The organism is Halobacteriovorax sp. HLS (assembly GCF_004006665.1).
In the GTDB taxonomy this organism is placed as follows: domain Bacteria; phylum Bdellovibrionota; class Bacteriovoracia; order Bacteriovoracales; family Bacteriovoracaceae; genus Halobacteriovorax.
The window spans coordinates 125,479-141,830 of sequence record NZ_QOCL01000014.1 but is presented as its reverse complement, the minus strand read 5'-3'; the positions used below and the strand labels follow the sequence as shown (position 1 = coordinate 141,830).

General features: G+C 35.4%; 14 protein-coding genes. 4 read left to right on the top strand and 10 right to left on the bottom strand.

Features of this window, described 5'->3' with window-relative positions:
- The first annotated feature begins 101 nt into the window (after positions 1-101).
- A complete protein-coding gene (locus DPQ89_RS14710) occupies positions 102-1,478 on the top strand; it encodes an undecaprenyl-phosphate glucose phosphotransferase (protein ID WP_127717795.1) in 1,377 nt (458 codons plus the stop codon).
- On the opposite strand, the gene DPQ89_RS14705 is transcribed toward DPQ89_RS14710, so the two are convergent.
- The 6 genes from DPQ89_RS14705 to DPQ89_RS14680 all read right to left on the bottom strand — a co-directional run bounded on the left by DPQ89_RS14705 (position 1,459) and on the right by DPQ89_RS14680 (position 8,904).
- Entirely contained in the window at positions 1,459-2,511 is a 1,053-nt protein-coding gene (locus DPQ89_RS14705; protein WP_164848443.1) for a hypothetical protein, read from the bottom strand. The two genes, DPQ89_RS14710 and DPQ89_RS14705, sit on opposite strands and share 20 nt — an antisense overlap.
- Positions 2,512-2,568: 57 nt before the next feature.
- Complete coding sequence (locus DPQ89_RS14700; protein ID WP_127717793.1) at positions 2,569-3,822, bottom strand: Hsp70 family protein; 1,254 nt, start codon at positions 3,820-3,822, stop codon at positions 2,569-2,571.
- On the bottom strand, positions 3,822-4,112 hold the full coding sequence (locus DPQ89_RS14695) for a hypothetical protein (protein ID WP_127717792.1): 291 nt from the start codon (positions 4,110-4,112) through the stop codon (positions 3,822-3,824). Before DPQ89_RS14695 ends, DPQ89_RS14700 begins: the two co-directional genes overlap by 1 nt.
- An 85-nt stretch (positions 4,113-4,197) precedes the next feature.
- Positions 4,198-7,641 carry a hypothetical protein gene (locus DPQ89_RS14690; protein WP_127717791.1) on the bottom strand — a complete coding sequence of 1,148 codons (3,444 nt, stop codon included), beginning with the start codon at positions 7,639-7,641 and terminating at the stop codon, positions 4,198-4,200.
- A gap of 163 nt (positions 7,642-7,804) precedes the next feature.
- Positions 7,805-8,122, bottom strand: a complete 318-nt coding sequence (locus DPQ89_RS14685; RefSeq protein ID WP_127717790.1) for a hypothetical protein — start codon at positions 8,120-8,122, stop codon at positions 7,805-7,807.
- Entirely contained in the window at positions 8,119-8,904 is a 786-nt protein-coding gene (locus DPQ89_RS14680) for a helix-turn-helix transcriptional regulator (RefSeq protein WP_127717789.1), read from the bottom strand. Before DPQ89_RS14680 ends, DPQ89_RS14685 begins: the two co-directional genes overlap by 4 nt.
- A 168-nt stretch (positions 8,905-9,072) precedes the next feature.
- On the opposite strand from DPQ89_RS14680, the gene DPQ89_RS14675 reads away from it, so the two are divergent.
- The 3 genes from DPQ89_RS14675 (at position 9,073) to DPQ89_RS14665 (ending at position 12,123) form a co-directional block, all read left to right on the top strand.
- A complete protein-coding gene (locus tag DPQ89_RS14675; protein WP_164848441.1) occupies positions 9,073-10,470 on the top strand; it encodes a hypothetical protein in 1,398 nt (465 codons plus the stop codon).
- Positions 10,471-10,570: 100 nt separating this feature from the next.
- A complete protein-coding gene (locus DPQ89_RS14670) occupies positions 10,571-10,795 on the top strand; it encodes a helix-turn-helix domain-containing protein (protein WP_127717787.1) in 225 nt (74 codons plus the stop codon).
- Entirely contained in the window at positions 10,792-12,123 is a 1,332-nt protein-coding gene (locus DPQ89_RS14665) for a type II toxin-antitoxin system HipA family toxin (RefSeq protein WP_127717786.1), read from the top strand. Before DPQ89_RS14670 ends, DPQ89_RS14665 begins: the two co-directional genes overlap by 4 nt.
- Here DPQ89_RS14665 and DPQ89_RS14660 read toward each other — a convergent pair.
- From DPQ89_RS14660 to DPQ89_RS14645, 4 genes are read right to left on the bottom strand one after another with little or no spacing between them, the layout of a single operon-like run.
- Positions 12,109-12,990 carry an aldose 1-epimerase family protein gene (locus DPQ89_RS14660; RefSeq protein WP_127717785.1) on the bottom strand — a complete coding sequence of 294 codons (882 nt, stop codon included), beginning with the start codon at positions 12,988-12,990 and terminating at the stop codon, positions 12,109-12,111. The genes DPQ89_RS14665 and DPQ89_RS14660 overlap by 15 nt on opposite strands.
- The gene (locus tag DPQ89_RS14655) at positions 12,974-14,167 is read right to left on the bottom strand and encodes an O-antigen ligase (protein WP_127717784.1); all 1,194 of its coding nucleotides are present in this window, start codon (positions 14,165-14,167) and stop codon (positions 12,974-12,976) included. The genes DPQ89_RS14660 and DPQ89_RS14655 overlap by 17 nt, the downstream gene beginning before the upstream one ends.
- A gap of 53 nt (positions 14,168-14,220) precedes the next feature.
- Complete coding sequence (gene galE, locus DPQ89_RS14650; protein ID WP_127717783.1) at positions 14,221-15,198, bottom strand: UDP-glucose 4-epimerase GalE; 978 nt, start codon at positions 15,196-15,198, stop codon at positions 14,221-14,223.
- On the bottom strand, positions 15,191-16,300 hold the full coding sequence (locus DPQ89_RS14645; protein ID WP_127717782.1) for a glycosyltransferase: 1,110 nt from the start codon (positions 16,298-16,300) through the stop codon (positions 15,191-15,193). The genes galE and DPQ89_RS14645 overlap by 8 nt, the downstream gene beginning before the upstream one ends.
- Between the last annotated feature and the right edge of the window lie 52 nt (positions 16,301-16,352).

The following is a 16,352-nucleotide window of genomic DNA, read 5'->3' as shown; positions in this document are numbered from 1 at the left end:
ACAAAATACTTATATCATTTTGCAAAATTTGCTGCAGCACGACTTAAAAATATAAAGGATTCATTATTAATAAAACTCACTCTTAGTGCTATAGTCAATCTATGCTTAAACAAAATGAAAAAAGTTTTTCTAATTTTCAGAAATTAATAGATTTTATTATCATATTAACCTCATGGTTTCTCGCCTATCAGATTAGATTTAAATATCTAGGAGGTGCGCAACAAGGCCTAGAAATCCTATTTGCAAAGATTTCAATTTTTTTAGTGATTCTTAGTATTTATTTTCTTAATAAAAATAAACTTTATAACTCTCAAAGATTTAACTCAAGACTATTTGAAATTCTATCTATCTTCAAAGCAAACTTTGCATCTTTTCTGGCACTTGTTTTAACTATTTACTTCCTATTTCCTGAAAGGCTATCTAGAACCCACTTACTTATATACTTTCTCATTTCAACATTTTTGCTCACTTTAAATAGAATAATTCTCAGAAATTTTTTAAGAAGGTTACGTCAAAAAGGCAAAAATCTTCGCCATATCCTGCTCGTTGGAAATGGCAAACAAATTGAAAACTATATAGAGATGGCCCGCAAATACAAAGACTCAGGACTAAATTTTATCGGATGGATTGACGATGAAGACCAGGCCAGTAAATTTTCTATAAAATCCATTAATTCAACATACTCAACAGCTCTCGAAGAGCTTCGTCCAGACGTCGTTGTAATAGGGTACTCAGGTGAGATGTCTTACAAAACAGAAGTATTCTTAAAAGAAAATTACAATGATATAGTTCCTATTCAAGTTCTGTCTGATATGACATATTCTTTTGTTGGTCATCAAATCGAGGATTTTGCAGGGATCCCCCTCATCACAGTCAATCAACCAACCTTCTCTTCTTTAGATCATTTTACGAAAAGAATATTTGATACAGTTCTATGTAGTATTGGCATTGTCATTATATCACCATTACTACTTATCATTGCATTCGCTGTAAAGATCTCTTCTGCTGGTCCAATTTTTTATGGACAAGAAAGAATAGGCCTCAATGGAAGAAAATTTAAAATGTGGAAGTTTAGATCTATGAGGGTTGCCGTTAATAATGAAGACAAAACAACCTGGTCTTCCAAAGATGATCCAAGAAAAACCAAAGTAGGAAGTTTTATTAGAAAAACGAGTATTGATGAACTCCCTCAGCTTTGGAACGTAATAGTTGGACAAATGAGCTTGGTTGGTCCTAGACCTGAACGACCAGTGTTCGTAGAAAAATTTAGAAAAGAAATACCTGCCTACATGCTTAAGCATAAGATGATGCCAGGAATAACTGGCTGGGCCCAGGTCAATGGATGGAGAGGAGATACTTCTCTTGAAAAGAGAATCGAATGTGACCTTTACTACATTAAAAACTGGAGCTTTTGGCTAGATATCAAAATAATTTTTCTAACTTTCTGGAAAGGGTTTATTAATAAGAATGCTTATTAAATAATTGCGAAAGTAAAACAAGCAATCTTGTATCTTCATCCCAAGCTCGAGCAATATCGCTATCCATACCAGTCACAGTTTCACTTCCCCACTGCACCCTTTCAAATAGAGTTGGATGGAGAATTAACATCTGAGCTCTTCTGTACTCAAAAGGAACATCAGATACTGAAGAAACAAAGACAAGGTTGGAAAAGACAGTCTTACTAAAAAATGAGTCACTAATATGTTCTCTTTGTCCTACAACATAAATCAATTTCTTGAATTCAATAAAGGATGCTTCTCCCATCTTCTCAATTCTGTCTTTCATAACTTTTGAATGCCGGATCATAAGAGGTCTAACTTTTGTTTTAGAGAATGCACGCTTTTCTCTATTCAAATATTTCTCAAATTTCTTTCCAGGCCTTATTCTGTTAATGAGATCTTTCTGCTTTGCTTCTCTTTTTCCTAAATCTCTTACATGTCCATAATGAAAAATGGAAACATCACTTTCATAAACTTTTGTAAACTTTGAAAAACCTTGAGCATCTCCAAAGTTCTCAACATTAGAATTTACCTTGATGGCCCTAATTTCATGAGGATACCATCTCTTATTAACAGCTATTTGATAATGACTCATCCAGAAATGAAAATATCTAAACCTAACGGCATCGCAACCTTGCTTTTCAGCTTCTTCAATATCTTTTCTTAGTTGTTCAAAATCAGCTTCATGAATAATTTCATCACTTTGAAGGTAAATTGCCCATGATCCTAACTCATTTTTATGGTTATCTCTCAACTTATGAAGAGCAATATTTGTTTGTTCCGAAAATATAAGTCCACCGTCTCCTACTTTTTTCATATCCCAGACAGTAGGAATAATTTCAACCGAGTCAAACTTCTCAACGGCTTCACTAGTTCCATCATCATTCTCACCTAGAGCGACATAAGTTTTCTCAACTAATGAAGACATACAAGAGAGCATTTCCTTAAAAGGGTAATCAAATCTGACCCCATCTTTCATAAAACTAAATCCATAAAGTTTAATCATTTTCATCTCTCTATTATTGTAAGAACAATAATATATCAAGAATAGAGCAGTAAGTACAAGAGCCTAATCATTCATCCCCATAACTACCGTTTTTTGAACTTGATCCAAATTAATGCTAATTTCATTAAACCTACTTTGTAATTCCGCCATTATCATAGGATTCTGAACCCCTCCACCTGTACACATAACAGAGTCAATATCACTTTGATTAACTCCAGCAAGATCTAATGCTTCTTGCAGGGCTTTTCTTATTTCTTCGATCTTTGTTTGGCTTAATTCAAAGCATTTCTTTTGAGAGAGTGACTTTTTAATTTTCACTCCTCTCTTACAGTAGCTTAATTCTTTTTCAGAGAGTTTAGACAGTTCAATTTTACACTTTTCAATTTCTTTCATTAAATCAAATCCAAGTTTTTCATTAAATAAGTTTTCCATATTTTTTAATTTCATTTCATCCTCTGAGTCCTCAACATTGTCTAGCGCATCCTCAATATACGTATATATTTGAGCATCATTTATAAGAGAAAATATTGCAGGAGAGCATATTTTTGAGAGAAGTACTTTTGATATTCCATGTTTGATGGAGCTATCTCCTTTGCTGTATCTAACAAGGCTTCCTAATTCAGGAAGAATAAAATTCTTCATAAGCTCATAATCGAAGCTATCTCCTCCAACATTTACACCGCTAATAGAGAGAATATCTTCATCATTAAATTTACTACTCTTAAATTTAATAACACTAAAGTCGCTTGTTCCTGCTCCAATATCTGCAATAAGAACGAGTTTTTCACGATTAAAAACTTCTTTACTCGCCTTTGCAGCTGCCACTGGTTCATAAATAAATTCAATATTCGTAAAACCTGCTAGTTCTAACGCTTTCGTTAATCTCTTAAGTGCAAGTTGATCCGACTTAAGAGTTTCTCCAAAACGAACGGGCCTACCAACGCGAACACTGGTTACATCCTGTTGGTAGAAACTATTCGCTCTATGCCTGACTTCTCTTAAGAATCTCGCAATCAAAGACTCAACACTTACTTTCTCACCATGAATCATTGTTGACTCAAAGCTCTCCCTAGAGAGCAGTGTCTTAAAAGATCTAAAAAACCTGCCCTCACCTTCTAGCTCTAAGTATTTTCCATAGCATTCATTTCCAAAGTACCATTCATGTTTCGATGGTGTGTATATTAACGATTTCATAATATGATTATCATCATTTTTAAAATCGAGAGGAATAGAACTAACATGTCCTAACTCAGTGATCGCACCTAGAAGTGTGCTACTAGTTCCAAAATCCAGTGTGTACTTTATTACTTTGGCCATTAATTCCTCTGTGATTGTAATTCGATGATTCTCTCTAATTCTTCTTTTGCTTGCTCTAACTCAGCTAATTCAAAGTTTGTATTCGGTGCAACTCTATCAAGAAAAGTAACAGTTCCATCTTCTTCAACAATATAAGTTCTTCCCTGTTCATCGTAATTAGGAATAACTTTGTTGAGAAAAGTAACCGTTCCGTCAGTATTGACAATATAAGTTCTACCAACCGACTCTTCGCCACCAAAGACAGTTGAAATTGATAATAGTAGTGAAGTTAAAAGTAGTAATTTTTTCATAGCATCTCCTGTGTTTGCTTGTTTAATTTAATTAAAGCAAGTGAGATGCCAGTTTTTTGTTCCGATATCAGAACAATTTCTTGTGCTATCTTAAAACAGAGCAGCTAGTAGAATTTACTGACGAAGGTATCTTATTGGAGTCATCTGAGTATCCTCCATGAAGACAAATTCTCTCCCCATCAAAATAGGCTGCTGAACCGATTCCAACATTAAAGGATGTCATATCAAGTGGTATCCAATCATTCTTTCTAGGACTATAACATTCTCCGTGATCCTGTTGAGGATTATTAGCGGCTAAAAGACCTCCAATCACACACATTCTAGCCCCTGTCCAAACGACACTAGTATACATACTACCTAAGGGTGTTCCTGGAGCAGTCATCGTTGACCATGAATCCAGATCAGGGTTATAGCAGCCGCCCTCTATTAAAGGCGAAGAATTATCTGTTCCACCATAAATACACATCTCTCTACCTGTCCAAACGGCCTTATGTGAAATTCTCGGTGTCGGTGCATTTGTAGTGGTTATAGGATGCCAGCTATCATCAAGCGGCTTATAGCAAGCACCAGTATTGGTAACATCTAAACCTGTTGATGAAGATAATCCTCCTCCCCAAAAACAAATCTTATCTCCGGTCCAGACTGCTGAATGACCACCTCTAGCGGCAAGAGGCCCTGCGCTCATTGAACTCCAGCTTCCATTATAACAAGCCCCATCAGCGACAGGAGTATCTGCTGTGCCAGTAGAAAATCCCCCCCACACGCAAAACTCTAGACTTGAATCATGGGCCTTTTCCATTGCTTGAAACATTCTAGGACCGGGTGCTCCTGTATCAGTAATTACTGTTGGTGAGCTGTCATCAAAACATACTGCTCTATTTGAAGTTATTAATGCCGCTGATTGATAACCTCCAAAAGAACATACATGGTTTGAACTTCCAAAAAAGATGGATGACTCTCCCGTAATAGAAGTTGTTGTCGGCCTTGAAGTTAGTGTAGTCCAACCACTCCCTATGCTAGATGTATTAATTACACTCGTTGAAAGAAAAGAAGGATTTCTAAAACCACCAAAGATAAATAGTTTCGATAAAGCGGGGTTGAAAAAGGCCGAGTGATAAAAACTATTTGCAGGACTAACAGGCTCACCTCCAGTCATAAATACTGTCCAGGCAGATGGAGAATAACCACTATCTACCTCTGTGTACATCTTAGAACAACTAGAACTTGTAGTATTTCCTGCATGGTCTCTGGCAATGATTTTTACCGCATAATTGCCATTTGAAAGAGCTGATGGAATCGTAGCAGAAGTTGATGTATTACCTAAAGGGTAGTTTCCTTCTATCGCTCCAGAACAATCTAAAGTATGGTGTACTTCAATTTCATATTCATAGAGGTTAATATCTGTAAAGGGCTTCCAATAAACTACAACGTTCGATCCATTAGTATAGAGGATTTCTTCAAAAAGTGGATCAGCTAAGTTATTTATAGGAGCTGTTGTATCAATTATAATTGAGTCAGTTGAGCAAGCAGAAGTTGTAAAATGACCTGCTTGATCGTGGGCCTCTACCTTTGCCCAATACTGTCCATCAGTTAATGAAGTAATTACAGATCCGTCAGTATTTGCAGCACTTCCTGTAAAGCCATGATCAACCATTCCAGAAGTACATCCAGCGTCGGTATAAGTATATATTTTATGATTATTTAAAAATCCATCAGAAAAAGAAGTCCAAGATATATTTATTCCCGATCCAGAGTTTTGATATAGATTTGTAAATTGAAGGTTTGCCACATTATCAATCGGAGCTGATGAATCAACAATGATTGAATCAGTTGAACAAGCTGAAGACGTTGTATTCCCTGCCATATCAAAGGCCTTAACCTTTGCCCAGTAGGTACCGTCGCTCAGTCCAACAACTGTACTTGAATCTGAATTAACGGCACCACCTGTATTACTGTGAGTCACCTGACCAGTTGTACAACCGGCATCTGTATAGGTTGTGATTTGATGATCGAGTAAACCGTTAACATCAGTAAAAGCTGTCCAACTAATATTTAAATTATTTCCTGTTAGATTATAATTGTTTGTAAAAGTTAAGTTTGCAGTATTATCTGTCGGAGGTGTTGAATCTACTATTATTGAATCTGTAGAGCATGCAGAAAAAGTCGAATTTCCCGCCAAGTCATAGGCCATGACTTTTGCCCAATAAGCTCCATCTGTTAAACCATTAATTTTTGTATTATCACTATTTGATGACGAGCTAGTAAATCCATGATTCACCATCCCTCCAGCACAACCTGAATCAGTATATGTGTATAATTCATGATCGCTTAGGTTTAAATCACTAAAGGCCGTCCAGCTAACATCTATTGCATTACCAGTCATACTAAAATTATTCGTAAAACTTAAGTTTGCCGTATTATCAATTGGAGCAGTTGCATCAACTTCATATGAAACAGAAGCACTTGAACAGAGTGAGTAGACAGCAGAAAACTCTTGTCTAGAATAAAAAGTATAACTCCCTTCACTCAGCGTATTTAAAGTTACATTCTGAACTGTTCCTGAAGCAACATTAGTAAGGGCCGATACAGAAGTAGTACAGCCAGAATCACTATAAATTTCAACATTATTTCCAGCACTAACGCCTTGAACTTGAATGACAGGATTAAAATTAGTTCCAGGGCTAGAGCCTGGTGTTATAAGAACCATTGCGCTTGGAGTTGGGAGTCCTGCACTCCCCTGACTATCAGATATCAAAAATATTTTTGTTTTACTTGAGAATGAATAAACCTCACTGTTGCTAGTCGCCAATTCAATATTATCATCTAAAATGAATGATTCAGAGAAACTAGAACAACCGGTATCGGAGAAAGTATCAACAATAATTTCAAAAGGAAAATCTTCCCCCGTACCTAACGGTAGAGTCAAATTTGTAATATGAGTTCCCGATGTTGAAGAACTTTCAGAGTAACAAATAGAGTTAATCTCAGCTGAGGCACCAAAGTCAGCCCCCTCAGAATTTGAAACAATGCTTACTTTAACTGAAGAAATATTCGCCTTATTAGAATTATCGCAAGTTGAAGCCCCACTCAATGTCCCCGGAGAATAACATCCAATAATATCTACAGGATTGAATGCATTTCCAGTCATAAATGCAGGCTTAGAAAAACTTGAACCAGCACAAGTACTCTGTGCAAGAGTAATATTTATTTCTTGTTCACCACCATTAAGCTCCTCTTTAACGAGCCCACAAAGCGTAGAACCTTCAAGAGGGTTTGATCCATTCCAGCCAATTACATGAAATGTCCAATCCCCATTTTTAATACTTATGGGTTTTTCTACAGAGCTAGTCCCCACCGTAAAAGTAAATTGATCACCCTCCTTACTTTCTCCCCATATAACCATGGAGCCAGAAAAAGAAGCTCCACCTACAGCGGCGGAAGTAAATAAAAGGTCCGTACTTTTCCCCTGCCTTTTTGGAGAACATGAAACGAGTAAAATAATGACGAAGAAGTAATATATTTTCAGCATAATTGTTAACTACTTATCGGATAATTATCAATTATAATTAAAGAAAATCTATTACCCTAAAACAAACGTAACCAACTGAAATTATGTTAAGAATAATCTTAAAAATGGCCTATTTTATGGACAGAAATTGAAAAGAAAGGGCCTTCTTTAGGCCCTTTGAAAACTACTTTTTTAGTTGATTAAAATAAAACTCTAGAAGTTCTTCTTTTGATAGAACTGTTCCATCCTGCAAAGTAACTTCTTCGACCTTATCTAAGCTAATTGAAAGAGAACTTTGAGAATTCGAAAAACTATTAGAAACGTTCTCGTACTTAGTTAACGCTCCACCAAGAACGATTCCAGTACTGCTTCCAATATTTATATTTCGTGCCCTTTCGTCTTTAATTGGTTTTACTCCACCACCGCCAGCAGAGCCTCCAACTCCACCACCAGAACCAAAGCTACTAAATGAAAATAATAATAATCCTAAAACTAATTTCATTGAATTACTCCTTTCGAAGAAGTTACGTTTCTACTTATAAGTGAATCGGTAACAAGTCCAAAAAATATATCATCCTCACCTTCGTTGAGAGGATCATTTAAAACATCAAGAATTTGCATTTCAGCTTCCTTCAGAATCCCAATAATTTTTCGTGATACCTTTTCTCTATTGGCTCTCAAGGCATAGTACGAAATAAAATTTTGATCATCATTTAACTGATCTGACTTAAAAGACTTTTCAACCGTGTTTGCTAAAAGAGACTTAAGAGTTGAAGCTGAAGTGTGAAATAGCTGATCATTATGACCAATTCTTCCGTCTTTTTCCAGAAGTAGATTTTTATCTACAAGAAAATCTAATTCTAAAAGACCTTGTTGTCCAAACTCTCTACTAATTTCTTCTCTTGTTGTACCATTCCCACTTAGAGCTAAAAGAATAATTATAAATTTATCCTTATCATTTAAATAGTACTCAAGATCTATGTCTATATACTCATTAGTCTTTGAAGAATAAGCCTCACGATAAGTCTCAGCAATAATCGGATAATGCTCATCCAAGTATTTTAAAAGATCACCTTTGGCACCTGTTCCTCTCAAGATTTTTATAATCTGATCTATTGCCGGCATCCTCACATCACAGTTTTCAATTCTGTTGAGTGATGAAGTCGACATATTAAATCTCTTCGCAACCTGAGTACTACTAAGAGCGGGATGAGATTTCTTATACTCCCGTACTCTTTTACTCAAATCAGCGCAAAGATCACTTGTGTATGTCATTGCATCCATAAGCCCTTTAACCCTTTTGTAATTAATAACCCTTGATAACTTTTTAAAGGATATGTTGCTGCGAGTAAATTCCAATTGAAATACTTTCATACTAGAAATACTAAATTGTATTTAGGCCAATAAGTAGCTAAAATCTTTTAAAAATAACTACAATAGATGAGATTTAGCGTGAATATATTCGCTCAAAAGAACATATACCTACTAAGCTTCACTGCCATTATGCTAACGGCCCTCTTCTCAGTGGGCTTTTTACACCCAGATGAGCAGTACTACACCCTCGACTTTGCTTTTTCAAAGCTTGGTATTTTAGAACATTTAGGTACATGGGAGCTAGATTCAAAGATAAGACCTTGGACTCTCCCCTACTTTATTACTTTTATTCTCTATCCCTTTAAGGTTGCAGGAATCAATAATCCTTTCACTCTAGCGACAATTGCAAGGCTCGCTTCAGGGCTACTTGGATTTTATACATTAGTTAAGTTTTCAAATAGCTTTAGAAGATTTTTTACGAATGATACCTTTAAGTACTTTCAAAGTTTCTCCCTTTTATTTTATCCCCTAATCTTTATGTCAGTGAGAACCTCTTCAGATAATTGGGCCACTTGTTTTTTCGTCTTAGCGCTCGCACGGTTATTAAAAGATGCTGAAATAAAAGTGAGAGACTTAGTTATATCAGGACTTTTACTAGGTCTTTCTTTTTCTCTTAGGCATCAAACAGGGCTACTATCTTTATCATTAGGTCTATGGCTTCTCTATAAGAAGAAGGTTTCAATAAGAGATTGGTTTTTAAATTTTAGTTTCTTTATACTATTAGGTGTGCTCATTGGCTTTGGTTTTGATTACCTAGGTTATGGGGAGCTTACTCTTACTCCACTGAATTATTTAAAAGAAAACCTAATTGAAGATAAAATCAGTGGCTTTGGAGTCATGCCGTGGTGGGGATATATTAAGCTTTCACTAAAAAGTCTTCATCTATTCTCCCTACCACTTCTAGTCGTATCGTGCGTCTATATTTATAAGAAAAGATCTTCTTTTGCGAGTTGGGTATTTATCCCTTTTCTTATCTTTCACTCGTCAATTGGTCACAAAGAGCTTCGCTTCATTTATCCACTTCTATTTCTAACTCTTTTCATGCTCTTTCATTTTATTGATGCGAAAAAATATCACAAGGTTTTAAAAACTTTCTTCGTTATAAATTTTATCTTTCTAATTGGTGTGTGCTTTAAGCCTGCCTACACGCCTTTAAAGTTTTACCAATTTCTCTATAATTTCAAATCTAACGAACAGCTAAAGCTCTACACATTCAAAGATAGAAAAGGTGTTTATCCTGACTTAGAAATGCTTGTTTACAAGCGCCCCAAGACGCAACTTATTCAAAGCGACCAGATAAATGAGAATGAATTCTATACATTTACGACAAAGTATAGTGACTTTGAATTAATTAACACAAAGTACAAATGCTCTCAGCTGTATATATCGTACCCTTCATGGGTATTAAAATTTAATCCATTCAACTGGAGAGACCGCTCAAATATCTGGGCACTTAGCTCTTGCAAGCTAAAATAATTATACTCGATCTAGTATAATCAACTTATTCAGAGTCAAACTATATCAGATCAAGTATAATTTAATTGACTCAGACCTAATTATACTAGATCATGTATAAATGAATAATAGTAAATCAATTCTTTCAAAAACAGTCGCTACGCAGAGAAAAAAACTTGGATACACTCAAGAAGAGTTCTCACTAAGAGCAGGTGTAAGCTTGAGCTTTTTACGAGCATTAGAGCAAGGGAAAGAAAGCGTGCGGCTTGATAAGGTAAATGAGGTTCTAAATTTTCTAGGCCTGACTTTGGTTCCAATAAAAATGGAAAAGAGAGATGAGTTATGAAAGAAGGACTCGTCTACTTTAAAGATACCCTGGCAGGAAAAATTACTGAATCAAAAGATGGAGACTTTGAGTTTAGATATATAAGTGAGTACCTAGAAAATAATGAAAGTTCGCCACTAAGCTACTCACTTCCTTTACAGGACACTCCTTTTTCATCTCAATATCTAAATGGCTTCTTTGATGGTCTACTTCCAGAGGGATGGATTTTAAACCTAGCTACTGAACACTGGAAATTTCATCCCATAAGAGATCGCTTCAAGCTGCTACTTAAGAGTTGCTATGATCCGATTGGAGCTGTTTCAATAAGAGAGCCAGATCAAGAGTCTAATATCAGTCCTAGGGCGACGACCCCAAATATCGTTAAGGCCAGAAATATTCAAAACCCTGGAAAGTGTTTATACTGCTATGAAGAATTAAGAGGTGGCGAATTTCATGAGAGGTGCTCGAAAGAGTTTTTCAAAACGACGACACCTCCTACAATACAATTGAGTGAAGAAGTAATAAAAGAGCTATCCCATTTAAATATTGAAAGTGGCCTGACAATTCCTGGTGTGCAAAAGAAAATTTCCCTCTGCTCAAATAAGGATAAAAAGACAAAAAGATTAACACTAACCCATCTTTCTGGAAATTTTATCTTAAAACCAAAAGGATCAATTCCTCATATTGCTCAAAATGAAGACCTCATATTAAAACTATCAAGAGACTATGGACTTCCAACAGCTGAATCAACCCTTATCTACCTTGATAATAATGATCTCGCCCTTTTAATCAAACGATTTGATCGTAATGAGGATAATTCAAAAATTCATATGGAAGATTTTTGTCAGATTTTTGATCAAGTTACTGATCGAAAATATACTGGCAGTTATCAGAAAGTTGCAAAAACCTTACGAAACTACTGCTCACAAAATGCCCCGGCAGAACAAGTGTTAAAACTATTTGAACTCATCATTTTCTCATTCATAGTTGGAAACTCAGATCTTCACTTGAAAAATATTAGCGTCCTCCATAATGATGGACCGAGCCTATCTCCTGCCTATGACCTTCTGAGCTTTGAAATTTTCCAAGAAGACTTTAAGGAGTATGATAATGAGCAAATGGCCCTTTCTATTAATGGAAAAAAAAATAAATTAAAAAAAGAAGATTTTGATATTCTTGCAAAAAACTTGGAGATAAAGGATAAAGTTAGAGACTATATTTATAAAAAGTTCTCACTAAAGACAAAGAGTTGGGAAAATATCATTACTAAATCCTTTCTAGACGAAAAGAAAAAGAACAATTTAAAAACACTTATTAAGAAGAGAATCGAACTATTAATTAAGAAATAAAGTATATGATGTTTGGAAACACTTTCCAGACTCAAGACTAATAAGTCCTTCTTTTTCTAAGAAGTCATTTTTAGAGTCAACACCATCGGCCACACCAACCCATGGTTCAATACAAACAAATGGCGCTCCCTCTGGAGCCCAGAGACCTAGATAGGTTGCATTTTCTATTTCCATTGTAAGAGACCTGGAGTTATTTATGTTTTTAAGACTAACTTTAGTAGAGTTCAAATCTTTAAAAATAAGCGCATCATTTCTAAAAAGGCTTTTTGTCATCGCAATTTTACGGCCTTCAAACATCTTTCTATCTGGAGCCCCGTGGAAGTTAACCAATCCTTTTTCTAAATAATAAGCTCCACCAAGTTCATCTTCATCAAACTCAATAAAGTAGTCTTCAAACTTTTCCCCTTTTTCTAGAGGAACATTAAATGCAGGATGAGAGCCAATAGAAAAAAGCATTTCTCTTCTATCCACATTTCTTACTTCGTAATCAACTATAAGCTTAGGCCCATAGACTTTAAACTTTACTTCTAAGACAAATTTATATGGAAAGACCTTAAGTGTTTCATCAGTGTACTCAAGTTTAAAGTGAGCACTATCTGACTCAGCTCTCACGAGTTGAAACTTCATATCACGAGCAAAACCATGTTGAGTCATATTATAGAATTTATTACCCACTCTATAACGATCCTCCAAAAGTTTTCCAACAATTGGAAATAATATTGGAGCTGATCTTTTCCACCAAGATGGGTCCTGTTGCCACAAGTACTCAATTCCCGATTCTGTATCTAAAAGACTCGTTAATTCAGCACCATTAGGGTCAATTACTGCTTGAATAAATTCACTGGAAATCTCAATCAAGTCTGACATTATTCCCCCTCAGTTGGGATAGCATCCAAATTCCCATTATAAGAAACAAGTTTTCTCCATCACCAAAAGTATATTGAAACATTCCAGAAACAAGAAAGCTCACGACAAAAGAAAAAGTTACTTTACCTATAAAGTCGTCTCTACGATAGCTTTCGAATAACCAGGCCATAAAGAATGCAATAGTTGCCAGAAAGCCAAGCCCACCAGTAGAGGCCAGATGCTCTAATAAGTTATTATGAGCATGTCCTCCAAACTCAGGGTACGCGATATCATGCTTTTTCTTAATCTCTTTTACATTGCTTTCAAAGTTTCTATAACCCCATCCAAAAAAAGGCTTCTCTCTAAAAGCAATATAAGCTGTCTTGTAAAAAGCTATACGCTGAGAATTAGATTCCGCCCTATTAAAGAACATATTATTTACGGTAGGACTAAATTTTAAGACACCTGCGAATATAGAGGCACTTATCGCTAAAAATATTAAGAAGACCTTCGTATTTTTTCTAAAAAAGAAACTGGATACACCTGCAATATACCCTATCCATCCACCTCGAGCATAAGAAAGAATTGTTCCAATAACGGCCAAAACAGTAGATGGAATAATGATCTTTACAGAAAGAAACTTATTCTTAAGCAATAAACTTACTGTCAAAAGAGTTGCAAACAAGCTGATTCCGTAACCATAGGTCATATACATACCAAACAAACCACAGGCTCTTGAGGGATGACAGGCATCCTTCATTTTGATTGGATTAAATCCTGTCTTTAATGCAATTAAGCCTGAGACTGTTGCAATACTTGTCGCTATTAAGAAAGTATTTAAAAGAATTCTCGCTCTTTTAGGTGTCAGATAATCATCGATTAATCGTTGTACTGCAAAAACACCTAACCAAGGAATAAGAAAATACTTAACTTTTGATATATTGCTTAAAGGTCTATCTATGATATCTGTATTCGCTAGTACAGATAGAATCATTGTAGCTACCATAACAAGTAAAAATTTAGAGCTTACTGAAAAGTGTATTGGTCTTTCTTTTTTGATGAAGTCTAAGTAAAAAAAGTATAGCCCTGGTATAACGAAGAGGATATGGCTTACAGCACTAAAACTAACCGAAACAAAAGTTCCAAGAGCTAGAACAAAAAGAGCTGCAAAAGTTAATTTCAAACTAATTAAATTCATCCTAATATAATACCTTTAAATTGTAATTTTATATATGATAAAGATTTTTTTAACTAAGAAAGTTTCTTTTCCCATTCAAGAGCAGTTCTAACTATTAATTCTAAATCATCATACTTTGGCTTCCAGCCCAAAACTGTACCAATTTTTTCAGCTTTTGACATTAATACTGGAGCATCACCTGCTCTTCTAGGTCCTTGCTCTACTTTGAAGTTTACGCCAGAAACTTTTTTAACAACTTCTAGAACTTCTTTTACCGTAAATCCATGTCCATAACCACAGTTGCAAAGTGTCGATTTTCCACCTTTTAACAGATAAGTTAAAGCATCTATATGAGCAGAGGCTAAATCGTCGACATGAATATAATCTCTAATGCATGTTCCATCTTTGGTTTCATAATCATCTCCAAAAACGTACATTTTTTCTCTCTTACCAAGAGCTGTTTCACATGCAATTTTAATTAAATGAGTCGATAACGGAGAACACTGACCGACCCTACCATCAACATTAGCTCCAGCAACATTAAAGTATCTCAATATAACAAACTCAAAACCCTCATGGGCCTGAGCAACGTCTTGTAGCATCCATTCGGTCATTAGCTTAGTTTTTCCATATGGATTAATTGGTTCAACCTGCATATCTTCAGAACAAATTCCACCAGGGGCCATACCATATACAGCAGCAGTCGAAGAGAAAATAAACTTATTAACTCCATGCTTAATACACAGGTTGATCAAGGATAAAGTGTTTTGGGTATTATTATTATAGTACTTCAGAGGGTCTGTGACACTTTCTGGAACAATGATTGATCCCGCAAAGTGTAGGCATGCATCAAACTTTTTCTCTATAATCAAGGCCTCTAGTTTTGAGATATCTTCGAGATCTCCAACTACGAGATCACCATTGAGTACACTTTCTTTGCGGCCTGTAGACAAATTATCATAAATTGTAACCTCATGATCTGTCCCTCCTATGAGGTTAACAATATGGGAGCCAATATAACCTGCTCCACCAGTGATAAGTATCTTAGCCATTCTTTTTACCTTTCATAACCTGATCGATTAATTTTTGAATATTATTTTTAAAATGTTCTCGAGAAAACTCATTGGCCCTATCATACAATTCTTGAGTCACAAATTCTTTGTCTTCAAAGGTTTTAATAGCCAAACTTAAATCTTCCACTGTTTGTTCATTAAAGAAAACAGCAACATTTTCATTTAAAGTCTCTAATACTCCACCTATTTTATATGCAATAACTGGTGTCCCGCTAGCAAGGGACTCAAGAGGAGTTATGCCAAAGTCTTCTGTCCCAGGAAAAATCAATGCTTGCGCTTTAGCAAAATACTGAACGACTTCAGAGCGAGAAAGATTTCCTAAGAACTCAATAGTTGGTCCAGCCATCTCCTGTAACTCTTGTTCCTGTTGACCTGATCCAATAATTTTTAAATTCTTTCCTAGCTTATTAAAAGTTTTAATAGCAAGATCAACTCGTTTATTTGGAGCAAATGCTGTAACCATAATATAAAAATCTTCTTTATCTACAGGACTTTTCTGATTCGCTTTAAAGTCTTTAAGATCTACAAAAGGATGAATCACATCTGAGTCTATATGGTAGTACTTAGTTATCCTCTGTTTTACAAACTCTGCATTTGCAATTGGGACATCAACATTTTTATTACTTTCAAGGTCCCAGTTAACAAGATAGTTCTTAAAAACCTTCGCTCCTAGTCGTTGATAAAATGGCGCATGAGGACCGAAGTAAACATCATACTGATCATACAGGTATCTCATTGGACTATGAATATAAGAAATATGTTTCGAGCCCTTAGGTTTTTTCACGCCTTTAATTACACAATGAGAAGAGCTAATAACTAAATCAGCATCTTCTTCAATATTCATCATCGATGCGGCGAGAGGAAATAAAGGAAGAAACTTTCTATAATGAGTATGAATTCCAGGAATATAATTAAGAAAAGAAGTGACAATTTTTCTGTCTTCAATTGTTTTAGTTGTCGACCCCTTTTTGTGAATAAGAGTATACAACGGAGCATCTGGAAACATTTCACAGAAAACTTCTAAAACTCTTTCACCACCTCTAAAGCCGGTAAGCCAATCATGCATAAGTACAACTTTCATTCAAAAACTATAGCAAATCTAAAAGCCTGAGTCATCTTTGCCAAATGGCGTT